Origin of the sequence: uncultured Brachyspira sp. (assembly GCF_944388875.1) — a bacterium.
Taxonomy (GTDB): Bacteria; Spirochaetota; Brachyspiria; order Brachyspirales; family Brachyspiraceae; genus Brachyspira.
Genome location: NZ_CALXKQ010000001.1, coordinates 259,470 through 283,847, shown reverse-complemented (window position 1 = coordinate 283,847; position 24,378 = coordinate 259,470). Strand labels below are relative to the sequence as shown.

Annotated in this window: 17 protein-coding genes and 2 pseudogenes; 9 read left to right on the top strand and 10 right to left on the bottom strand. The window is 28.1% G+C overall.

Features of this window, described 5'->3' with window-relative positions; genetic code table 11:
• Positions 1 to 13: 13 nt before the first annotated feature.
• From Q0J69_RS01315 to gyrA, 3 genes are all read left to right on the top strand, one after another.
• Positions 14 to 694, top strand: coding sequence for an N-acetylmannosamine-6-phosphate 2-epimerase (locus Q0J69_RS01315; protein ID WP_297203584.1), 681 nt, complete (start codon positions 14 to 16; stop codon positions 692 to 694).
• Positions 695 to 779: 85 nt separating this feature from the next.
• On the top strand, positions 780 to 2,426 hold the full coding sequence (locus Q0J69_RS01310; RefSeq protein ID WP_297203582.1) for a PTS transporter subunit EIIC: 1,647 nt from the start codon (positions 780 to 782) through the stop codon (positions 2,424 to 2,426).
• A 176-nt stretch (positions 2,427 to 2,602) separates the two neighbouring features.
• Entirely contained in the window at positions 2,603 to 5,110 is a 2,508-nt protein-coding gene (gyrA, locus tag Q0J69_RS01305; protein ID WP_297203580.1) for a DNA gyrase subunit A, read from the top strand.
• 68 nt (positions 5,111 to 5,178) lie between these two features.
• Here gyrA and Q0J69_RS01300 read toward each other — a convergent pair whose 3' ends face one another.
• Together Q0J69_RS01300 and Q0J69_RS01295 are read right to left on the bottom strand one after the other, a co-directional pair.
• A complete protein-coding gene (locus Q0J69_RS01300) occupies positions 5,179 to 5,982 on the bottom strand; it encodes an SDR family NAD(P)-dependent oxidoreductase (protein ID WP_297203578.1) in 804 nt (267 codons plus the stop codon).
• Positions 5,983 to 6,050: 68 nt separating this feature from the next.
• Complete coding sequence (locus Q0J69_RS01295) at positions 6,051 to 7,370, bottom strand: MATE family efflux transporter (protein ID WP_297203576.1); 1,320 nt, start codon at positions 7,368 to 7,370, stop codon at positions 6,051 to 6,053.
• 240 nt (positions 7,371 to 7,610) lie between these two features.
• Here Q0J69_RS01295 and Q0J69_RS01290 point away from each other — a divergent pair, with 240 nt between their 5' ends.
• From Q0J69_RS01290 to Q0J69_RS01275, 4 genes and pseudogenes are all read left to right on the top strand, one after another.
• Complete coding sequence (locus tag Q0J69_RS01290) at positions 7,611 to 8,357, top strand: hypothetical protein (protein ID WP_297203574.1); 747 nt, start codon at positions 7,611 to 7,613, stop codon at positions 8,355 to 8,357.
• An 84-nt stretch (positions 8,358 to 8,441) separates the two neighbouring features.
• Positions 8,442 to 8,930, top strand: coding sequence for a BatD family protein (locus Q0J69_RS01285; RefSeq protein ID WP_297203572.1), 489 nt, complete (start codon positions 8,442 to 8,444; stop codon positions 8,928 to 8,930).
• A 71-nt stretch (positions 8,931 to 9,001) separates the two neighbouring features.
• Positions 9,002 to 9,946, top strand: coding sequence for an AAA family ATPase (locus Q0J69_RS01280; protein WP_366030054.1), 945 nt, complete (start codon positions 9,002 to 9,004; stop codon positions 9,944 to 9,946).
• A gap of 252 nt (positions 9,947 to 10,198) precedes the next feature.
• Positions 10,199 to 11,802, top strand: a pseudogene (locus Q0J69_RS01275) (peptide ABC transporter substrate-binding protein).
• Positions 11,803 to 11,851: 49 nt separating this feature from the next.
• On the opposite strand, the gene Q0J69_RS01270 reads toward Q0J69_RS01275, so the two are convergent.
• Positions 11,852 to 13,246, bottom strand: a complete 1,395-nt coding sequence (locus Q0J69_RS01270; protein ID WP_297203568.1) for a DUF4132 domain-containing protein — start codon at positions 13,244 to 13,246, stop codon at positions 11,852 to 11,854.
• A 134-nt stretch (positions 13,247 to 13,380) separates the two neighbouring features.
• Between Q0J69_RS01270 and Q0J69_RS01265 the strand changes: the two genes are divergently transcribed.
• Positions 13,381 to 14,367: a hypothetical protein gene (locus tag Q0J69_RS01265; protein ID WP_297203566.1), complete on the top strand. Its 987-nt coding sequence runs from the start codon at positions 13,381 to 13,383 to the stop codon at positions 14,365 to 14,367.
• 45 nt (positions 14,368 to 14,412) lie between these two features.
• On the opposite strand, the gene Q0J69_RS01260 is transcribed toward Q0J69_RS01265, so the two are convergent.
• The 6 genes and pseudogenes from Q0J69_RS01260 to Q0J69_RS01235 all read right to left on the bottom strand — a co-directional run bounded on the left by Q0J69_RS01260 (position 14,413) and on the right by Q0J69_RS01235 (position 21,884).
• Positions 14,413 to 16,077, bottom strand: a complete 1,665-nt coding sequence (locus Q0J69_RS01260) for a vWA domain-containing protein (protein ID WP_297203564.1) — start codon at positions 16,075 to 16,077, stop codon at positions 14,413 to 14,415.
• 84 nt (positions 16,078 to 16,161) lie between these two features.
• Positions 16,162 to 16,827, bottom strand: coding sequence for a hypothetical protein (locus Q0J69_RS01255; RefSeq protein WP_297203561.1), 666 nt, complete (start codon positions 16,825 to 16,827; stop codon positions 16,162 to 16,164).
• 295 nt (positions 16,828 to 17,122) lie between these two features.
• Positions 17,123 to 17,662 carry a GrpB family protein gene (locus Q0J69_RS01250; RefSeq protein WP_297203559.1) on the bottom strand — a complete coding sequence of 180 codons (540 nt, stop codon included), beginning with the start codon at positions 17,660 to 17,662 and terminating at the stop codon, positions 17,123 to 17,125.
• A gap of 51 nt (positions 17,663 to 17,713) precedes the next feature.
• The gene (gene polA / locus Q0J69_RS01245; RefSeq protein ID WP_297203557.1) at positions 17,714 to 20,485 is read right to left on the bottom strand and encodes a DNA polymerase I; all 2,772 of its coding nucleotides are present in this window, start codon (positions 20,483 to 20,485) and stop codon (positions 17,714 to 17,716) included.
• 155 nt (positions 20,486 to 20,640) lie between these two features.
• Positions 20,641 to 20,766, bottom strand: a pseudogene (locus Q0J69_RS01240) (ATPase); the annotation flags it as partial.
• A gap of 323 nt (positions 20,767 to 21,089) precedes the next feature.
• Positions 21,090 to 21,884 carry an FkbM family methyltransferase gene (locus tag Q0J69_RS01235; RefSeq protein WP_297203555.1) on the bottom strand — a complete coding sequence of 265 codons (795 nt, stop codon included), beginning with the start codon at positions 21,882 to 21,884 and terminating at the stop codon, positions 21,090 to 21,092.
• 97 nt (positions 21,885 to 21,981) lie between these two features.
• Here Q0J69_RS01235 and Q0J69_RS01230 point away from each other — a divergent pair, with 97 nt between their 5' ends.
• Positions 21,982 to 22,143, top strand: coding sequence for a hypothetical protein (locus tag Q0J69_RS01230; protein WP_297203553.1), 162 nt, complete (start codon positions 21,982 to 21,984; stop codon positions 22,141 to 22,143).
• A 769-nt stretch (positions 22,144 to 22,912) separates the two neighbouring features.
• Here the strand turns inward: Q0J69_RS01230 and Q0J69_RS01225 are convergent.
• Positions 22,913 to 24,316 carry a TonB-dependent receptor gene (locus Q0J69_RS01225; protein WP_297203551.1) on the bottom strand — a complete coding sequence of 468 codons (1,404 nt, stop codon included), beginning with the start codon at positions 24,314 to 24,316 and terminating at the stop codon, positions 22,913 to 22,915.
• Positions 24,317 to 24,378: the final 62 nt, after the last annotated feature.

Sequence of the window (24,378 nt, the reverse complement as noted above, 5' to 3'; positions counted from 1 at the left end):
AAGGAGTTAATACATGAATGAAATTTTTAATAAAATAAAAGGTAAACTTATAGTATCATGTCAGGCATTAGAGGATGAACCACTATTTAGTTCTTTTATAATGGGAAGAATGGCTTTGGCTGCAGATCAGGCTAAAGCAGGCGGCATAAGAGCAAATACGGTTGCTGATATACAGGAAATCAAAAAAAATACTAATCTTCCTATCATTGGAATAATAAAAAGAAATTACGGCGACTGCAATGTATATATTACGCCTACTATGAAAGAAATAGATGAATTATCAAAAGAGGGTGTTGATATTATTGCAATAGATGCTACAAAAAGGGATAGACCTGACAAAGTTGAATTAAAGGATTTTGTGAAAGCAATAAAAGAAAAATATCCTAATCAAATTATAATGGGCGATATTTCCGATGTTTCTGAAGCTGTTTATGCTGAGAGTATAGGTATTGACATAGTGGGTACAACATTATGCGGATATACCGATTACACAAAAGGCAATGAACCTCTAGTTACTTTGGGAGATGTGTTAAAATCTGTAAAAATACCTGTTATAGGAGAAGGTAATTTAGATACTCCTGATAAGGCTAAAAAGGCTATAGAAATGGGGGCATTAGCTGTTGTTGTTGGCGGAGCTATAACAAGACCTAAGCAAATAGCAGAAAAATTTGTAAAAGCTATAGAATCTTTATAAAAAATTAAGTATTATATCAATTTTTATCTATTATGTTATAATTGTTCAATATAAATATGCAAAATAATCAGGAGAAAATCAAAAAATGAAAAATTCATTTGCACTGCTTCAGAAAATAGGAAGGTCTTTCATGCTTCCTATAGCCATACTTCCTATGGCGGGTATATTATTAGGTATAGGCGGAGCTTTTACAAGTCCTACTTTAATAGAAACATATAATCTAACTTTTTTGCAATCAGGAAAGCCTTTAAATTATATTTTAGTTCTATTATTCAATGCGGGTAATTTTGTATTTGCTAATCTGCCTCTTTTGTTTGCGGTAGGTATAGCTATAGGTATGGCAAATAAGAGTAAAGAAACTGCTGCTCTTTCTGCTGTTGTAGGTTTTTTATTATTTCATACTGTTATAGGTGTTATATTAAAATTTCAAGGTCATACGCCTGATAATACAACAGTTGATGCTTTAATGGCTGCAGGTATGAGTTCAGGAGAGGCTGCTGGTACTGCTGCCTTATATGCCAGAGAATTAGGAATATTTACATTACAGACTGGGGTTTTCGGAGGTATTATATGCGGTTTATTATCAGCATTTATAACCAATAAATTTGCAAATCAGACTTTGCCTGATTATTTAGCATTTTTCAGCGGAAACAGATTCGTTGCCGTTTTGACTATGGTATTTTTTATTCCATTGGCTGCAATATTTCCTTTTATATGGCCTAGTATTTTTAAGGGTATAGTAAAAGCAGGAGAGCTTTTTGCTGCTACTGGTTATATAGGAACATTCTTTTACGGCTTTGCTATGAGGATATTAAATGTATTCGGACTTCATCATGCTATATATCCTTTATTTTGGTATACTGAATTGGGAGGCGTATTAGAGGTAGGCGGTAAAATGGTAGCAGGAGGACAGAGAATATTCTTTGCTCAATTAGCAGACCCTACAGTAACACATTTCAGTGCAGCTGCTACTAGAACTATGACAGGAGGATTTTTGCCTATGATGTTTGGTTTGCCTGCTGCTGCTTTAGCTATGTATCATGTAGCTGATGATGAAAGCAAATCAAAAGCTAAAGGTATATTATTATCTGCTGCTTTAACTTCATTTTTAACAGGTATTACAGAACCTTTAGAGTTTACATTCTTATTTGTAGCTCCTCCTTTATATGTTGTTCATGCTGTATTGGAAGGTTTGGCATATATGCTTATGTATGTATTGAATGTTGCTGTGGGTATCACTTTTTCAAGGGGGTTAATTGATTTCACGTTCTTTGGATTACTTCAGGGTATGGGTAAAACTTCTTATCAATGGATATTAATATTAGCTCCAGTATATGCGGTTGTATATTATTTTGTATTTAAGTTTTTAATAATTAAATTTAACTTTGCAACTCCTGGAAGAGCAGGAAGCGAAGTAAAATTATATAGAAGAGCCGACTATAATGAAAAAGAAGGTTCTAAAGATAGTAAAGCATCACAAGCTGATGATGACAGTATAATAGATTCTATAGTTGATGCACTTGGAGGAGTTGATAATATAGATAATATAGATGCATGTATTACTAGATTAAGAGTTACAGTTAAAGATCCAAGTAAAGTTGCAGGCGATGATGTATGGACTTCTCTTAAATCTAAAAAAGTATTAAGAGCAGGAAACGGAATACAGGCTATTTATGGTACTCAGGCCGAAGTGTATAAAAATAAAATTATACAAAAATATAATATAAAATAAGAGATTATAAAATTATAAGCATATATCTGATTATTTTTTATAACAGATATGTGCTTTTTTATATAAAAAACAGGTATAACTTATAAATTTCTTACATATATATAGACTATGTTATATTGATAATTTTACACTAAAATGTTATAATAAAAACAATATTTTTTTAAGGATAATAAGTTATGGCAGTAAAAAAGAATAAAAATGAAGATGGCTCGGAAGAAAGACAATATTCCACACTGACAAAAGACATCTTAAAAAGAGTAGATCATATATCGATAGAGAATGAACTTAGAGAGTCCTATTTAACCTATGCTATGAGCGTTATAGTGTCAAGGGCATTGCCTGATGTAAGGGACGGATTAAAGCCAGTTCATAGAAGAATACTATATGCCATGTATGATGCTAATCTTACGCATGACAAACCATATAAAAAGTCGGCAGCTACAGTAGGTGAGGTTTTAGCACGTTATCACCCGCATGGAGATGCTGCTGTTTATGGTACAATGGTTAGAATGGCACAAGATTTCTCTATGAGATATTTGCTTGTAGACGGACAGGGTAATTTTGGTTCTATAGATGATGACCCTCCTGCAGCAATGCGTTATACAGAAGCTAGAATGACGCGTTTTGCTGAAGAGATGCTTAATGATATAGAAAAAGAAACTGTTAAATTCGTACCAAACTTTGATGATTCTAGAACTGAGCCTTCTGTTCTTCCAGCAACAGTTCCTCAGCTTTTAGTTAATGGAAGTATGGGTATTGCCATTGGTATGGCTACTAATATGCCTCCTCATAACTTGAAAGAAGTTGTAAATGCTGTAGTTTATTACATAGATCATCAGGATGCTGAAATTAAAGATTTAATGCGTTATGTTCAAGGTCCTGATTTCCCTACTGCTGGTATTATATATGGTAAAGAAGGCATAAAAGAAGCTTATACTACAGGAAAGGGAAGAATAAAATTAAGAGCAAGACTTGAAATAGAAGAAACAAAAAGAGACAGAGAGGCTATAGTAGTAAAAGAACTTCCTTACGGAGTTGTAAAAACTACTTTGCATGAAAAAATAGCAGATTTAGTTAAACAGGGAAAAATTGAAGGTGTTGCTGATATTAGAGATGAATCAAGTAACAGAGCTGGTATTCGTCTTATAATAGAACTTAAAAAAGGTGTTGCTACTCAGATAGTTCTTAATCAGTTATGGAAGCATACTGATTTGGAAACAACTTTCGGTATAATTAATCTTGCTTTAGTTAATGGAGAGCCTAAAGTTCTAAATTTAAAAGAGCTTATAAAATATTTTGTTGATCATAGAGTTGAAGTTATTACTAAAAGAACAGAATATGATTTGAATCAGGCTAAAGCTAAAGCACATATATTAGAAGGCTTACTCATAGCACAGGCTAATATTGAGGAAGTTATTAGAATAATAAGAGAGAGTGAGAATACAGATTCTGCTAGAAATACTCTTATGGAAAGATTCAAACTTTCAGAAAAACAGGCACAGGCTATACTGGATATGCCTCTTAAACGCTTAACTGCTTTAGAAAAATTAAAAATAGAACAGGAATTACAGCAATTAAGAGAGTTTATAGCTTACTGTGAAGATTTGCTTGCTCACCCAGAAAAAATACTTGCTGTTATCAAAGATGAACTTAAAAAAATATCAGAAAAATACGGCGATGACAGAAGAAGCGAAATAATAGGAAAAACTAATGACACAGAAATAGATGAAGAAGATTTGATACATGATGAAGATGTTGCTGTATCAATCACAACTCAGGGCTTTATTAAAAGAGTACCCGCTTCAAGCTACCGTACGCAAGGAAGGGGCGGAGTAGGTGTTCAAGGAGGTAAATCTCAGGGCGAGCATTATATAGAGCATTTATTCGTTGCTTCTACAAAAGATTATTTATTCATTTTTACAGACAGAGGCAAGGCTTTCTGGATGAAGGTGCATGAAATACCTGCTTTAAGCAAGATTTCTCAAGGAAAAAGTATTAAATTCATACTTAATCTAGCTCCTGAAGAAAAAATCACAAGCTATTTTACAGTTTCCAATTTTGATCCTAAGCAGTCAATTATAATGGTTACAAAAATGGGTACTATAAAGAAGATGGAATTAAAACATCTTGAAAATGCTAAGAAAAGAGGAATACTTGCTTTAACATTAGAAAATAATGATGAGCTTGTGGCTGTTTCTGCAGTTCAGACTGGAGATGATTTTATAATGACTACAGCTACTGGTCTTGCTTTGAGAATAACTGAAGAGAAAATCAGAAAAATGGGCAGGGCAGCAGGCGGTGTTAAGGGTATATCTTTAGACGATGATGATATATGCGTATCAGGCAATGCTATACATAAAGGAGAATCATTAATAGTTATTACCGAAAATGGCATAGGAAAAAGGCTTTCTTCAAAACAGTTTAATGTTAAAGGAAGAGGCGGAAAGGGTCAGATTTATATAAAACTTGATAACAAGACAGGCAAAGTTGTAAGCGTAAAAACTGTTGGTGATAAAGATGAGATCATGGTTGTTACTACCGATGATATGACTATAAAAATAAAAGCTGATTCTATACCAGAACTTGGAAGAAACGCTAAAGGTGTAAAAATAGTTAATATTTCTGACGGTGCAAGAGTGAGCGACTTAGCTGTTGTTCCTTTAGATGAAGAAGATAAAAAATAAATAATATAAAACTAAATAAAAAGCCTATATTCTTTTAAGAGTATAGGCTTTTTTTACAAAAACAGCTATTATCCTTTTTTTCCTCCCATATCCATATACTGACTGTACATAGGAGAAGGAAGTCCGAAGCCTCCTGCTACAGGCATAGTTTCTCCTGTTATAAATGATGAATAATCGCTTGCAAAAAATAGTACAGCATTAGCAATATCTTCTGGAGATGCTGGTCTGTTTAAAGGTACATTTTTCAAAAATAATTTTAAAAAATCTTCCGACATATTCTCCATAGCTGCATCAGTTGCTACAAATCCAGGAAGTACAGCATTGCATCTTATATTTTGTCTGGCATACTGAACTGCAATATTTTTTGTAAGGAAGTTTATAGCTGATTTTGATATGCCGTAAGCAAGTCTTGACATATCTGGGAATATACCTCCTACTGAAGAAATATTAATTATGCTTCCTCCTCCTGTTTTTATCATTTGTTTGACTGCTGCCTTTGAAGGAAGATAAACACTTTTCAAGTTTTCATTAACTATATTAAAAAATGCATCTGTATCTCCATTAACTAAATCAAAATCTTTATTAGTATCAGTAGTACCAAAATTGTTAACAAGTATATCTATTCTATTTTCTTTTTTAACTACATCTTCAACCATGGAAGTAAATGTTTCTTCTTTTGTCGCATCAAAGTATACAGCATCAGCTTCTCCGCCGTTTTTTATTATTTCATCTGCAATTTCTTTTCCAGCATCAAGTCTTCTTACAGCTAAATAAACCTTTGCTCCATTTTCTGCTAATTTTTTTGAACAGGCTAAACCTATACCTCTGGTTGCTGATGTTACTAATGCTATTTTTTTATCTAAAAGTTTCATATTATGTATCTCCTTTGATTTTTTATTGATTATATTAAATTTAATAATTATTTTTATAATTAAGATGATTATTTTGAATATATAGTTCTATATTTGATAAAAAATACCATAACAATTATAAAAACAAAAATTTCTGTAATAGTCATAACGTACCATATACTTTCTCTTGTAAATATTAAAGGCATTACAAATATTAAAATACCGCTTATTATAAGCCCTCTTAATACAGCAATTATAAATGAAGAGGCTGGTTTCATTATAGCCTGAAAATAGTATGTTGCATATACATTGAAAGGAAGTATTAAGAATGATATAAAATAAGCTCTCATAATATTTTTTGATATACTTAAAGCTTCATCTGAAGGCTTCATAAATGCTTTCATTAAAAAGTCAGTATTAAAGTATGTAAATAAAGTAGATACTATTGCTAGTATTAAAGCTGTAAATATACCGTATTTTACTGCAGATTTTATTCTGTTCATGTTGCCTGCACCTAAATTAGCAGATATTATAGGCTGTGCTGCTTGTCCTATTGCATAAGCTGATGACTGAACTAATATATTAATATTAATTATTACAGAGTACACTGCTAATGCTGAAGAGTTAAAATATTTCATTATCTGATTATTAAACATTAAAGCTAGTATTCCCATTGCTATATCTATAAAAAATGTAGAAAAACCAATTGATATGACATTCTTTGATAATGAAAATAATTTATTTACTTTTACAAATTTTAAAGTATTCTTTTTCGTAAATAGATGAGATATTAAAATTGAAGCGGTAATAACCTGTCCTATAGCAGTAGCAAGACCAGCACCAAATATACCCATGTCGCATACAAATACAAAAAAGTAATCTCCAAATATATTAAATATTCCGCCTGCCATAACAGCAATTGTTGCTTTCATAGGGGCATTATCATTTCTAAGATATGCAGCAAAAAACTGACTGAATGAAAATAAGGGAAGAATTATTTTTATAGGAAGAAAATATATTTTAGCTAATCTTAAAAGTACATCATCCGCACCAAAAAAATAAAGTATATTATCTTCAAATACTATTGATAAAACCCAAATTATAAATATAACTATTGACAGAGCAATGAATGAAGCAGTAAAGAAAATATTTGATTTTTCATGCTCTCCTGAACCTCTTGACTTACTAAAAAGTACAGATCCTCCAATACCAAATAACATGCCTATGCTGTATATTATATTCCATATAGGAGCAAATACAGCTAATGCAGCTGCTCCATTATCCCCTTCATATTGTCCTACCATAGCGACATCCACTATAGAATAAATTGCCGCTATTAAAGCACTTCCAAAACTTGCATACAAATATTTAAAAAATATTTTTTTAACATCTGCTTTAAGTATATCCATAATCTGCACTCCTGCAAAAAATAAAAGGCTGGAGAAGAAATCTAATAATTAGACATCTTATCCAACCTTTGATGAACTTTTAAGTAGATTATATCATATAGTTTTTAAAAGTCAAATTTTGGACTATAAAATTAAAAAATTACTATATTCATAGAATTGTATTTTACTTAAAGCAATATTTATTTATTGATATTTTTTAGATAATATATTAATATATTATTAAAAAGTTAGAAGTATAGTATGAGAAAGTTTGTTTTTACATTTATTTTTACGTTAATATTGTCAGCGTTTCTTTATTCCTTTCCATATAATATGTATACAGGAATGACAGGAGCTTTGCGTCTTGGCGGAACAATTTATTTAAATAATGACAGAATAGGTACTAAGAATTATACGCTTTCAAGTCCTATTATGATTAATTTTGGTATTTTTAGAAATTTTGATATCTTTGCAAGAGTGCTTCCCATTACTTATATACCTGAAGTAGGAGTTGGAGTAGAAGGAGAGCCTCAGTTTTCTATAATGCCTAGATTCCAATTTTTTAACGGCTTTATAGGAGCAGTGGAGGTATTATTTCCTGGGTCATCCAAGCAGAAATTCGGACTTAATCCTCAGCTTCATTATTTAATAGGTTTAGGCGACTTCTTTACAGCATTTTTTAACTTTGAAGTTCCAATGTATTTTAATGATCCTAGAGGAGTAGTTGAATCTTTAAGATTAAAGGCGGCTTTCGGTGTTTATCCGGGGGCATTATTCGGATTTTCTCTTGCAGGAATATATTTAGAATATCATATAGCTTATGATTTTTATAATAAGGCATTTCTATATCTTAATCATTTAGGTTTGGGTTTATATTTGGTATTAAACAGCGATGCTAGTCTTTCTCTTAACTTTACTCCTTATTTAGAGCAGTTAGCAAGCGGATTTTATTTCGGTATAGGTGCTTATTTATCATATACTTTTGATTTTAACAGATTTATAAGATAAGTTTTTTTACTTTATATTGACTTTTTTTTATTTTTTATATAATCTACTTCAATGATTAAATATTATATTTTTTTAATAGTAATGATGACAAATATACTATATCCTATAGTTATAGTTGAAGAGAAAGTTAATAAAAAGAGTATATATGAATGGCAGACTATAGAGTATTCTCTTTTATTTACAGGCGATGCGGGTAAGTTTAAAGTTGAAGGCTTAAATGAAAATGCTATAAGTGATTTTGAGGTTATTAATAAAAAAATAGAAAGCGAAACTATACATAAAGATAATGAAATTGCTTCTATGAATTATAAGATAACATATACATTAAAGCCTATTACTAAAGGCAAATTAAAAATACCTGAATTGGAAGCTAGATATTATAATATAGAACGGGGAAATAGTTTAGTTCCAGAGGAAGAAATTATAAGAGAATATGATATAAGAGTTTTTAGTTCTTGGTTTATACTTATTATGATTGGTCAATGGGTTATAATAGTGCTTATTGCTTTTTTGATTTATAAATTTATAATAGATCAGCATAGGCAAAATAAAAAATCTTTAAAAAACATATAAGAAGAAAAGGAATTTGGTAAATGGTAGACAGCAATTCAAAAGATTTACAAGTAATTTCAGAAGCCTCAAAAATGGCACTTGATGTTGTTCAGGCAATAAAAAATGAGATAAAAAAAGTTATAATCGGTCAGGAAAATATGATAGATAAACTTCTTTTAGGTATTATATGCGATGGGCATGTATTATTAGAAGGAGTACCAGGATTAGCAAAAACATTAACTGTAAAATCTTTAGCAAGTACAATAGACGCCACATACAAGAGGATACAGTTTACACCAGATTTACTTCCTGCAGATATAGTAGGAACAGAAATTTATGATATAAAAAATTCAGCATTCGTACCTAAGCAGGGACCTATATTTTCTAATATAATATTGGCTGATGAGATAAACCGTTCTCCTGCAAAAGTTCAGTCAGCATTGCTTGAGGCTATGGGAGAGCATCAGGTTACAATAGGGGATACTACTTATCAGCTGCCTGATGTATTTTTAGTATTGGCAACGCAAAACCCAATAGAGCAGGAAGGAACATACCCTCTTCCAGAAGCACAGGTTGATAGATTTATGTTAAAGGTAATAGTTCAGTATCCTACAAAAAGCGAGGAGAAAACTATTATAAAAAATATGTCATCTTCAAAACCTGAAGAATTAAAATCTATAACTACTATAGAAACTATAGAAAAATTAAGAAAATTAGCAAATCAAATACATATAGAAGAAAGACTTATAGATTATATAGTAAATATTATAGATGCCACTAGAAATCCTAAGGAATATAAACTTCAGTCTGAATATATAGAGTACGGTGCTTCTCCAAGAGCTGGAATATATTTAACTAAAGCAGCTAAAGCAAATGCCATGATGCAGGGAAGGGGATTTGTTATGCCTGAAGATATCAGAGCCGTTGCTTATGAGATACTAAGGCATAGAATAAGCATAAGCTATGAAGCACAGGCTGAAAATGTTAATAGCGATATGATTATAGAAAATTTACTTGCTAATATCAATGTACCTTAAATCTATTTGTTATAGGAACAATATATAAGTAAAGTTACTTTAAACATATAATAAAACCTCCTTATTATTTTAAGATGCATTAAATATAAACCTCCTAAATATTTAAAGCATCTTAAATCTTTCATAAACCTCCAAATGTCTAAAGTAACTCTCTTTATACTATATTAGACGTATGAAATTTAAAAAAGTTCCCGCTTAACAGTTAATATATGAAATATATAATAGTTTCAATAAATTTAAGGAGTTTTATAAATGAATAATAAACTAAATGCAATTCTGATATTCATACTAATGTTATCAGTTTCATGCTCATCTTCATCGCCTTCTGATGATAAAAAAACTATAAATATAAATTTAGGTCCTCAGACTAAAGCTATAGATCCTAGTTTAAGTTCTACATTAATAGGCTCGTATTATATTGCTCATGCTTTTGAAGGATTAACTAGAACGGATAAGTCTGGAAATATAGTAGGAGGTGTTGCTGAAAGCTGGGAGGAGTTTGATAACGGTACAAGATATGTGTTTCATTTAAGAACTAATGCTAAATGGAATGACGGTAAAATAGTTACCGCTAATGATTTTGTTTATACATGGAAGAGAGTTGTTGATCCTATAACTGTAAGTGATTATAACTATTTAATGTCTCCGATAAAAAATGCTGATAAGATTATTGCTGGGGAATTGAGTACTGATGATTTAGGAGTAAAAGCTATAGATGATTATACATTTGAGGTATTATTAGAACGTCCTACAGCATATTTCTTAGATTTGACATCATTTTCAGTATTCTTTCCAGTAAGAAAAGATATAGTAGAGCAGTATGGCGATAGCTGGAGCTTGGATGCAAAAACATATATAGGAAACGGACATTATACCACTATTGAAATAAGTGCAGATGACAAAATAGTTATGGTAAAAAATACTAATTATTGGAACAGCGATTCTATAGTAGCGGAAAAACTAAACTTTATTATAATGCAAAATGAAACAGCATCTGTTGCTGGCATAAAAGAGGATTCTATAGATTTTTCTAAAATACTTCCTACACAGGATATACCCGCTTTACAGGAGGAGGGTTTGATTCAGATAAAACCTTCATTAGCATCTTTCTTTTACTGCTTGAGTACTACTAATGAGGTATTGAAGGATGTTAGAATACGCAAGGCTTTAGCTTTGGCTATTGACAGAGAGTATATAGTTAAACAGATAACTAAAGCGGGAGAGAGGGCAGCCAGTGCTTTGTTCATTATGGTGTTAAAGATGCATCTGGAGATTTCAGAGAGAATGGCGGAGATTATTTTGATGTAAGCAGTGAGAATTATCAAAATAATATAGAAGAGGCTAAAAAATTAATGGCTGAGGCTGGATATCCTAATGGAGAGGGTTTTCCTGTATTTGAATTTAATTCTGATCCCGGTATAAATGTTGCAATTTTTGAGGCCGTTCAGCAGATGTGGAAGGAGAATTTAGGTATAGATACAAAAATAGTTCAGGAGGAATTGTCCGTATTTTTAAGCAGAAGATTTTCAAGAGATTTCACAATAGCAAGAGGCGGATGGTTTGCCGACTTTAATGATCCTATAAACTTCTTAGAATTATTTGCAAGCTACTCTCCTTATAATTTTTCATCTTTCAGCAATGCTCAGTATGATGAATATATAAAAACTGCTTTAGGCACATCGGATCAAAAAATAAGAATGGAAGCTATGCATAAGGCTGAAGATATATTAATAAATAGTTTTGCAATAATACCTATGTATTTTTATTCAGAACCTTTATTGGTTTCTTCTAAATTGAAAGATGTTTTATATGATCCTCTTTCAGTTCATAAGTTTTATTATTCATATAAAGAATAGAAAATATTTTTTATTTATATAAATAAAGAGGGATTATTTTTTCCCTCTTTTATTTTAAATAATTAGATAATATTAAATAAGCTCCGTATTCAAATCTATTATCTGAATTCTTAAAATTGATTTTTATATTAGTTTCATCATTATTGCCAGAACCATAATACATATTTGATACTGAAATATATACTAATGCATTATTGTATGAGTCATGTATATAATATCCTTCTATCAATCCTCCGTCTTCTTCCTTTTCCATTCCCAATTTTTGTGCTGTGTTTTTAATATTTCCTACAGTTACAGTTTCTGGTATTTTAGAAATTAATTCTTCTTTTGTGTATTCTGATAACTGATTGAAAGGCTGCACTATATCATAATCTGCAAGCTGATTTTTCCATTTTAATATTAATTCTTTTTTTATTTCTACTGGACTTATTAAAGTTATTAAAGAATTATCATCTATTATTATTTCTTCATCGTCTATATTATTAAATGATCCGTCTTCCATATATCTGAATGTATTTAATAAATTATTATTTTTATCATATATTCCCCAAATGAGCTTAATAGCAAATGCTTTCATAAAAGGATTTTCAAAAAATACCTCCTTCCATTCTGTAACTGTCCATTTCCTTGCATCCATAAATACCAACTGCATACGTTCTGTTTGAGTTTTTAATACTTTATTTATTTCGCTTTTTATCTTTGATAATTCTTTTTTTGCCTCTTCTGGAAAATCTTTTGGGAACGTTTTGAATTCTTTATTTTTTATTTCATCGAATATTGATATAGTGAAATCTGATTTTAATGTTATCTTAAATTTTGTACCGCTGCTTTCTACTATTCTAACACCGTCTTTATTAAAATTAAAATCTGGTATAACCTTATCTGCAAAAGCCTCTTTGCTTATTCCCAGTCTTTTAGTTATATTAAACAAAATTTCCGAACATCTATTTCTTACACTGCTTTGCTTGAATTTTCTTGATGCTTCATACACTAATCCGAATCCCTTTTTTGTTCCGCTTAAAGCAATAGCCTCAAGCATAAAGCATGATAGTTTAGACCTGCTGCTTCCTATTTCTTTTGCCTTTTGATATAGTTTATCAAGCTGATTATTATTTGCAAATATGCAGTATGGATAAAGTATTGATTTAGTTTTATTATCTTCATTCCAAGCATTATATACATTTTCCATAGCATCGCTTAAACTTTTATTATCTAAAGAGCATCCTATTAAATCGGCATTTCTAATTCTGTAAGGCTCTTTTATATCTAAATATTCTCCTAAAATATATCTTATAACTCTGCTTGAAACAGCTGAACTTTTATCCTTTGTAAGTACATTTGATATTATAGAATCATCTATAAATAATGTGCTTTTATCGAATTTTTTATTATAATTTTTTTCTGCTAAATTATTTATTTCATCTAATGTTAAAATCTTATCCATTATAAATCCCATAACAATCTTAATTATTTATTTTGATTTTTTATTATAATTAACATTATACTTTTTGTCTATATTATAAAAAACAAATTGACAAATAAAATAAGTTATATATATTATAAAAAATGGAGGATAATATGAGTTATTTTTATAGAGCAGCTATGGTTTATAATGATAATCAGGCAAGTAATTATGAACCTATTGGGATTAAAAATATTACAGCAATAGAAACTGTATTGAATAGATTAAATTATATAAATAATGATAAGTATTTAAATATCGTAATTAATCATAGCAGGAATGTAAGAGCTTCTAAGAAATATTATTATTATGAGGATCAGGGTATAGAAGTAAAATTTGAATTATTAGATGATATTTACAATAATGAAATTTCTAAAAACAGCAGTAAAGAAGATGCTGATATAAAGGCTTTAAAATTAGTAAAATTATCTATTAAAGAGTTTTTAAAGAATAATGATATACCAATTATAAATATTGATAGTAATGAAAATATAGCTTTTAATTTTGAGGATAATGATATTAGAATTTTGATGTATTCTATTTTGAAATATGTTTTAAATAAAGCTGATGCTATGCTTAATTTTGATTATTACAGTGATGAGGAGTTTAATTTAAATATTGAGAGTAATAATAATGGTAATGATGATAATATAGAAACTGTAAGAGAAGTAATAACAGAAGAAAATATAAATAGTAATTATGAGAAAAAATCTGAAAATGTATTTTTGGATGACAGTACAATAAAAAAATTATTTTTAAAGTATATTGAAGCTGCTAAGAATGGGGTAGTACAGTTTGAAAATAGTTTAAAAGATTTTGAAAGTTTTAATGATAAAAAAGATGCATTGGAAAAAATAAAAGAGGCTAATTTTATTATTTTATCTGCTGAATATAATATATCAAAAGAAAATGATATAAAAGAGTATATAAAAAATTATAATAAAAACATAGAAAAGATAAATAGTGATTTTAATGCTATAGCAAATAGAAACAAAAAAATATCTTCACTCATATATGTAATGGATGTTGATATTGAGGATTTCAATCAAATTTATATACCTAAATTTGAAATTAATAATATTATTAATGATTTTATGAAATAAAAAAGCCCAAGTACATTAATAATACAAGGGCTTTATAATTTTTAATTAGAAGCTTAGAAAATATAAATGATCATCTGATGTATCTTCTTCTTCAATTTCTGAGGTTAATACCAATTCTACAGTTATGCCTTTTGCTTCTGCAGTTTTAGCATTAAGCTCTAAATTAGCTCTTCCTATAACTTTAGCAGGTGCATCTGTTACAACTATTATTAATTTTTTTTCATTAGTAAAATTAAATTTCTCTAATGCTTCCTGTATAGCTTCGTACATAGGTTCAGGCTTATCTCCGCCTCCAGCAGCATAAAAATAATTAACTTCCCTGTTTATAACATTAATATTATCACTGAAGTCTATCATCTTTGTAAAGTATGTATCTTTAACATCTCTATAAAGCATGAATCCTATTCTAGCTTCTTTATGATTGTCAAATAATTCTCTTACTATGCCTCTTATTTCTCTTTTTATAGTTTTAAGATAAGGATGCATACTTTCTGTTGTATCAAGCACTATAACCAAGTCTATACTGCCTGCATTCTTATATCTGTCTATTATACTTTTCAATTTGTCAGTAAGTTCATCTTCATCTTCAGCATAATTATTAGGAGTATGGAATGCTTTGCTCGTATTGTCTAATGCATCCATTGCCTCTCCGTCATAAAAGTTGTTTTTTTTTACTACGTTTTCAGTAATTTTTATTTCTTTCATATCCACTTCATTTGATTTTGCAGTTTCTTTATTTTCACTTTCTGCAAGTATAATAGGTTCTTCTTTTTTACTGCTTACTATAATAGTATTTGTAGACTGATCTATAACTTTATCTATAGGTCTTCTAGGCACATCTCCTTCATTTCCTCCGCTAGGCATTTGAGGAGGTATAACTTCCTGCTGTACATTAGTTGTTTCTATAACATAGTCTATAGGGTAGGTAAAACTTTCACCTCTTATATTAAAGACATTAAATGATAAGTATCTGTCTTTAGGCAGCTGCTTAAAATATGCTTTAATATATAGTTTTTTACCTAATTCTCTATTATAAGTGTTTTCCAATACTACAGCACTATTATCAGCATTTAATGTGCTTCCATAATAAGTGTTTATTAGTTTATATGCTGTATTTGTTTTTCCTTCTCTTACATAGAAAGCGTATTCTCCGTTATCGCCTCCTGAATAATACAAATAAAATGCATACAAATCACCTTCTTTTTCTACATTTCTTAATGTTATAGTAGGTCTTGAAGTACTGTTATTATTCACTCTGAAAACGATTTCATTATCTAATAATGTGTTTCCATTTGTATCATAAGACTCTAATATTATATTAATACTATCGCTTAGTCTGAAAACAGAATTATTATTTCTTCTGTCTAAATATAATGTTTCTGGAATGAATACTTCAAATACCTCTCCAAGGCTGTTATGAAAATCTACATTATTTATATTAACTATTGAATTAGTATTTCCAGTATTGTTAATATAAAGATAAGAGTAATTTCCATTAGGCAGTCTTGAATACAATCTCAATCCTGCAGTATTTCCTTTTTTCTTTATATAGATTTGATAACCATTGGCTAATTTATCAATCAAAATATCATTTTGATTAATACGTATAGCATAAGTATTTAGATTATTCTGACCATATAAATTTCCTAAAGTAGTTATTAATACTACCGATAAAATAACAAGCAAATATTTATATCTTATGTTTCTCATAGTTTATACCCTCTGCAAATTATTATCGGTTTTAAATATCATAAATCTGCATTGTTATGTTAATTGAATGAGAATATTTTTTATTTATAATATGTTTTCTGTTTTAATTATTTCACTTGAATCCATAAAATTGTTTATAGTTAATAATTTTATGCTTGTTTCGTCGCTTGCTATGAAATAATAATTAATTCCTTTTACAACTTGATTTGCAACATAAAGTTCATGATTATATTTTACATCTCCAGCATTTTTAATAGCATTTTCAAATATTTTTATTATATCTTCAGACTCTTTTGATTTTGAAGTGTTAATTTTAGCTTCATCTGAAGAAGTACATATTATACCGCCTACAGAACTTTGGCTACTTTCTATAATTTTTTCTATTTTTGTTATTGATGTTTCATTTTGATCTGACACATTACATATAATAATTTCATAATATGGAAGGGCAGACGGAGCGAGGATTTCACTTCTGCATATAAAAGCATAATTTATTCCTTCATCAATTTGATTTCCTAGATAAAGCATTAATTCTCTTTTTACACCTAATAGTTCTTTTGTTGCATTAGAAAAAATTGTTTTAATATCTTCGTTTATAGCATCTGACTGCTGTGTATCAATATTCCAAGAGCCATTTTCTATAACTTTGTTTTCTGTATTATTTTTTGCTGAATCATTTTGCTGCGATTTATTACCGCATGATATTAGAGATATAATCATAATTGAACTTATTAATATTTTCTTAACCATGTTCATTCCTTATAGAATTTTATAAATAAAACAGTTTATATAAAAAATAGAAATAAATAAAATTGTAAAAAATGTATATTTTTAAAAATATAAAAAAAACTTTATGTATATTATTATTTTTTTTATTATCTATTAAAATATTTTAATTTGTTATCAAATAAATTTATATTTTTTTATTATAGTTAATTTACATAATACCTTCTTAAAATAGTTTAATTATAAAATAAATCTTTCATTCTATAAAATGATTCTCTGTCATTAATAAGAAATTTAATAAAATAATATTTTATAATATTTATAATTTTGTTATATAAAATTCCAATGCTGCTTTTTCAGTGTCTTTTATAAATTTGTCTTTATAATTGCAATATAATTCAATATCATTATTACAATTTTTTAAAGCTTGTAATTTTATTTTAACATATTCTTCTGCAATATTTTTATTAGCTTTTAAAAAATCTCTGAAAGCTAAATGCCTTTCAACATCAAATTTATTATTAATATCAAATATATGTATATGAGAAAATCTTTTTTGGGTACCTTTATCATTAATATAATCTTTCATAAAAAATCTTCTGTTTGCTATTCCATTTTCTCCCATAGCTTTATATCCAACATTATAAAAATCATTATTATAATGATCAACTTTATTTATATCATCAACTACAGCTAGTATATCTATAATAGGTTTTGCTTTTAAATTCTCTATTGATGTACTTCCTATATGATGAATGCTTATGAGTATATCATTAAGAATATTTTTTATTTTTACTTCTTCCTCTGCATATAAATTCTTCCAATTAGGATCATAATTAACAATTTCAATTATTCTCATTACAAACTCCTAAATTTTATACAAAACTCTTTTTCTTTAAAAATCAGAATATTAATGAACCTCTCCCCAGCTGTTTCCTTTATGTATATCAACAGTTATAGGCACATTAGTTTTTACTGAATGTTCCATTATCTCTTTCATTATAGTCATAGCTTTATCAGCTTCTGCTTCTGAAACTTCGACTACTAATTCGTCATGAACTTGCATGACTATTTTTGCAGTTTTCAAATGATTTTTAAACTCTTTATGTATAGCAGCCATAGCAACCTTTATCATATCTGCAGCACTTCCCTGAATAAGAGTATTTAAAGCCATTCTTTCAGCCTCATTTCTAGCCATAGCATTTGATGAGTTTATAGTCTTAGATAAATCTCTAATCCTTCCGCACATAGTACGAACATAGCCTTTATTTCTTACTTCCTCAACAACTTCCTCACAGAAAGGTTTTACCCTAGAATAAGTAGAAAAATATCCTTTTATAAAATCATCTGCTTCTTTGCGTTTTATACCAAGTTCTTTGGATAAGCCAAATGCTGTTTTCCCATAAATAATAGAGAAGTTTATTATTTTGGCAATATTTCTCATTGAAGGAGTTACATGCTCTTTACTTACGGAATATATTTTCATTGCTGTTTTTCTGTGAATATCATCATTATTTTTAAAAGCTTCTACCAAAGCAGGGTCGTTACTGAAATGTGCTAATAGTCTTAATTCTATTTGGGAATAGTCGGCAGCTATAAGCAAATTTCCTTTTTCTGCTATGAATGTATTTCTTATCTCTCTGCCTTCTTCTCCTCTTACTGGAATATTTTGCAAATTAGGTTCTGATGATGACAAACGTCCAGTAGCTGTTACTGTCTGATTAAATGAAGCATGTATTCTTCCTGTTTTTTCATTTATCAAAGTAGGAAATACATCAAGATATGTGTTTTTTAATTTTGCATATTTTCTGTATGTGAGCATATACTCGGCTATTTTATATTTCTGTGATAATTCTGTTAATACTTCCTCATCAGTAGAAAATCCTGTTTTAGTTTTTTTGGTAGGAGGTATACCCATTTTATCAAATAGTATATATTCAAGCTGTTTTGGAGACTGTATATTAAACTCTTCTCCTGCTTCTTCGTATATTTTTTTCTTTGTTTTCTCTAAAAGTGAGGAGTATTCATCGGATAATGATTTCATTTTTTCGCTGCTTATATATACTCCGTCAAATTCCATGTCGGCAAGTACGCTTACAAGAGGCATTTCTATGTTAAAAAATAAGTCTTCAAGATTATGTGTTTTTAAAAGCGGGGCAAAGCATTCATAAAATCTGAATGTTATATCCGCATCTTCGCATGCATATTCTACAACATCTTTTAAAGGCACTTCCAATAAAGTTTTTTTGGCATTATCTGTTATATCACTGTATTTTATAGTATTGTATGAAAGATATCCTATAGCTAAATCGTCCATATTATATCTTCCTCTTGTTGGGTTAATCAAATAGGCAGCCACCATAGTATCAAAATATAAATTTCCGAAACTTTTATTAATAGCCCTCATCATCTTATATTCATATTTAAGATTATGCCCTATAACTTTTATATCTTCTTTAGCTAAAGTTTCAAACACCATATTTAAGCATTTTTCTTTATCTATATTTGTTCTGCTGCTTAAATCTAAATAAAATGCTTCATTAGACTTTATTGCAAAAGAAATTCCTATTATAGTATCTTTAAATGTATCAAGACCTGTAGTTTCAAAATCTATGCATACCAATTTTTTACTATTAATATCATTTAATAAATTTTTTAATTCTGTTTCATTTTCTATTAAATAATAGCTTGCCTTATTATCCTTAGCACTAAGTATTGGGCTTTCTTCTTTTGTATCTTCTTCTGTTTTAGATGAATTAATTGCATTATTTGAAATTTTCACCTTATCTTCTTTTTTGCTGCTTACCACATTTATATAAGAGTTTATTTTATCTCTTATTTGCTTTAATTCCAATTCATCTAATATTTTATTGACTTCTTCAATATTTATTTTATTGCTTGCTATTTCATTATAGTCTAAATTAAAATCTTTTATATTTCTTTCAATAGTAGCGAGTTTGTAACTCATATATGCCATATCTTTTGATTCAATTAATTTTTCCTGAACCTTTCCTTTAATAGAATCGATATTTTCGTATATTCCATCTAAACTTTTATATTCTTCAAGAAGTTTTAAAGCAGTTTTTTCTCCTACTCCTTTTACTCCCGGTATATTATCTGAAGCATCCCCCATTAGAGAAAGTAAATCTATTATTTGATTAGGATAAACTCCTCTTTTTTCTTTTACAGTTTCAGCATCATACTCCATAAGCTCATTATCTTTATTGCTGGCAACCACTCTGACATCATCATCTACAAGCTGAAGTATATCTTTATCAGGAGAGTAAATAATAGTTTTAATATTCTCTTTTTTATTTTTTTCGGCAATAGTTCCTACAATATCATCAGCCTCATAATTATCAAGAACTATTCTAGATATTCCCAAAGCATCTATAAGATTATAGAGTATAGGTATCTGGCTCCTTAAATCATCAGGCATGCTTTCTCTGTTTTCTTTGTACTCTTTATATATTTCATTTCTAAAAGTTTTTCTGGAACTATCCAATGCTATAGCAATATATTCTGCAGGATATGTATTAATGAGCGAGAAATAAGTTCTCATAAAACCATTAATAGATGAAACGTTCTGCCCCTTAGAGTTTAATAGAGGTCTTTTCAAAAAAATAAAATGGTATCTGTAAAGTATACCGAATGCGTCAATAATAAGAAATGTCTTTTTCATAATATTGAATTATACAATTTTATAGAAATAAGTAAATATTGAATTATATATAATTAATTTATAATGTAAAATAAAATAACTGGAATAAATTTATTTTGATAAAAAAGTATTTAATTTTATAACCTTTTAAATCATAATTAATTATTTTTTTATATTTATTCTATTTTATCTATACTTAGTCCTGTTAATTCGCTTATGAGGTTCAAATCCATATTTTTATTTTTCATATTTTTAGCTGTTAATATTTGATTTTATTTTATACCTTGTCTGAATCCTTCCTCATTTAAAAACAGCATTAACAATATTTTCCAATATATACCGCATAAATAAATCATTAAGTATGTTAATATCTTTCATACTTGAATTATAACAGAAGAACATAAATTTATATTATATATGTTTTGAATATTAAGGTAAAAAATTAAAAAAATAATAAAAAAATGTAAAGAAAATATTGATTAAAAAATACACATTTTTAGAATAATCAAAGAAGATTTATTCACTAAAAAAATATTATAGCAAGAAAAGCATACTATCTGTATATCTATAACATTTTTTAATAAAGCTAATATAGCTATAAGTAAAAATAACTTTAAAAACAAGTTTATTCTATGTTTTTTATATACTTAGAACAATACTCATATAATTGTTTTTGTTCATCTATACATCCATGAAATTCTCTTCTCATATTCTCACATTTTTTTAGATTTTCCTTACTAGCATTGTATAATATTTCATATTCAGCACCTTCACAGTCAATTTTTAATAATTTGCATTTATTTATATTATATTTTTTAAATATATCATCAAATGTGATTGATTGTACATGTATATCAATATTTGAAGTTAATGCTGTTGTACCGCGTTCTATTACGAAACTACTTGCAGCTGTATTATATAATGGAATTATTATATCAATATCTCTTCTATCCTTAGTTATTGCAACATTTTCAGCTGTAATTGTATATTTAGGTATATTATTTATTTCTATATTTTTTAATAAATTTTCATAATTTTGTTTTACGGGTTCAAAAGCATATATTTTTAAAAAAGGATATTTTTTAGCTAAATATATAGATACCATGCCAATATTGGCTCCGATATCTATCACTATATCACCTTCTTTGAAATCTATTGAATCAAAATTATATGGACCTATTTCTTTTTTTACTACATCTGTAGTACAAGATATCATAGAATCATAAAAATAAAAATCTATATCAGATAATTTGCAAGGGTATATTATATTCTCTTTTGATAATATCTTATTTATTTTATTTTTTGTATCTATTGTTTCATTTAGAATAGAATGTATATCATTTAAAGTACATCTTACAACATCTCTTAATCGTCTAAAAGGTATCCACCATACTATCATATCTATTGTTTTTCTATCCATTTTATATCTCCTATTGTATCAAATTTTTCTAAACAAAAATACCTAACACAGATTATTAGAATTATATAATTTTTTAAAATAAAGATTATTATATTAGTTGGCTTGGCTTGGCTTGGCTTGGCTTGGCTTGGCTTGGCTTGGCTTGGCTTGGCTTGGCTTGGCTTGGCTTGGCTTGATTAAGCCCAAAGTATTATTCATCTTATTAATATCCATTGGCGGATTATACTATATTAAAATAAATAATTCAACACTTTTTTAAAAATTTTGGTTATGTAGCTATGTATATATTTATAATTTTAATAGTTGGAAGTATACCCAGTTTTTTGTAGTACAGGGAGTACATAAAGAACTATATTAACTACTGCCTACAGCAAGAGAAATACTTTATCCTTATATGAAATATTATATTAAAATAAAAACAATGTATAAAAAATCACTATTTATAAAATTGTAATACATAAACTATATATATTTGAAAAGTACTTTAGACTTGTTCCAAAACTAATTTTATTACTAATTTTGTCGAGTATTTTGATACAATTATAATAATTGTTTTTATACTACGCACGGTTAATAAAATTTATAATATAAAAAAATACAAATTATAAATACATTATATTTTCAAATTCGTTCTGTGTGCGGTGGGTTAGAAATAAATTAAAAAAACACTTGGGTGGGTAGTGCCATGACTATTTCTAACCAAAAAGAAAAATAATATAGAAATTGTATATTAAAGCAGAAAATATAAAGGGTGGGAAAATGAAAATAGATTTTAAAATTTTTTAAACATACCCCGCCCTTATAAATTTCATGTTTTTATTAAAAATAGAATTCTAATTAATTTTACTGCCTAATTACAAAAGCACACCCGCCCTAGCTTTTATTAAATTTAGAATTTTTATTAACGCACGATAAACCAAATTTTTAATATAACATAAATTTGAATTGCAAATAATTATGTAGTTTTAACTTTGTTCTGCGTGCGTAAATAAATCAAATCTTTGTATTAGGTCATAAAATTCTATATTTTATCTTAATTTTGCAGATACATTAAGAAAATACTCTCTGCTTGATATAGGATATCCTTTTATATTTTCATATTTTACATCTAATATATTTTTTACTCCAAATTTTAGTGATATATCTTTTTTGAATATGAAAGAAGCTATTATATCAAAAGTTGTGTATGCTTTGTCAAGGTCTGTTTGAGTGGCATTATTATATTCATCTCCTATATACTGAACATTAAATAGTATGCTGGATTCTAAATCACTTGTTTTGCTGTAAACATATTCCAATGATGTATTAAATTGATGTTTAGGAAGTCCAGGAAGGCTGTTATTTTGAACGCTAACATTATATAAATTTTCGCCAACCAAATAAGAATAATTACCTTTTATTTTTATGGTAGAATTAATTTGTCTTATTGGTATGCTGAATGTTATGCTTGTTCTGTTTCCCTGCGTTGTTAAATAATTATTATTAGTTACATTTAACAGGTCTTTTTTACTGCTTATAAAATATAATGCTTCTATTGTTATCATGCTTGTTGGTTTTATAGATAATCCTATATTTCCGCCTTGATATATATTCTGATTTTTTATACTGTTTGTGTATCCTTTATTTAATAAAGCAATATCTGTCTGCATATTTACGAAGTATTTGCCTGTTAAAGATATCTCTTTTATAGGATTGATATTAAAGTTAACATCTCCGTTTATATAAGATCTGAAATCTGCTGAGGTGCTTTTTTTAGTACTCCCTCCTCTTTCTTCTCCTGATGTATCTAAATTGAATTTCAAAGAGCTGTTATTTTGATTTTTTATATTATATTCTAATAGATTCATCTTTCCTGAAGTTTTACTTTCATTAGTCTGAGTTTTTGTATATCCTATAGTTTTTGATGATTCTAATTGAACATCTCTTGAAAGATTCATATATAAAATCTCTTCAGATTTTGCATAATTCTTGCTTAATATGTTATATACTATTCTTCCTGTCATAACATGATAATTAATATCTATAGAGTCTATATTGTTTTTATCATATAAAAATAGATATATTTTTTTCTTTTCGTTATTAAGTATTTCACCGTTTAATATGAATGTGGATTGTGAATATACCGTTTTATTTTTTATGTCTATATTAGCATATTCTCTTATAAGCTCAGCTATGTTTTTTGATTTTGATTCTTTTATATCTTTTTTTCTTATTATTATCATGCTGTCAAGAAGAAGCTGTTTCTTTTTATGCAGAACTTGTATATTATTTGGGGTATCAAAATCCTGATTATCTTCCTCCTCATTATAATCTTCATAGTCTATATCATTTACATCTTCATAATTCGTATTTTGATAATTAGTTATAATCTCCTCAGCAAAAAGTGAAGAATATACAGATAATAATATAAACAATATCAATATAATTCTCATATTTTATCTTCCTATTTCAACACTTGACTTCATTAAATATAATAAAAATCACATTTGTATTA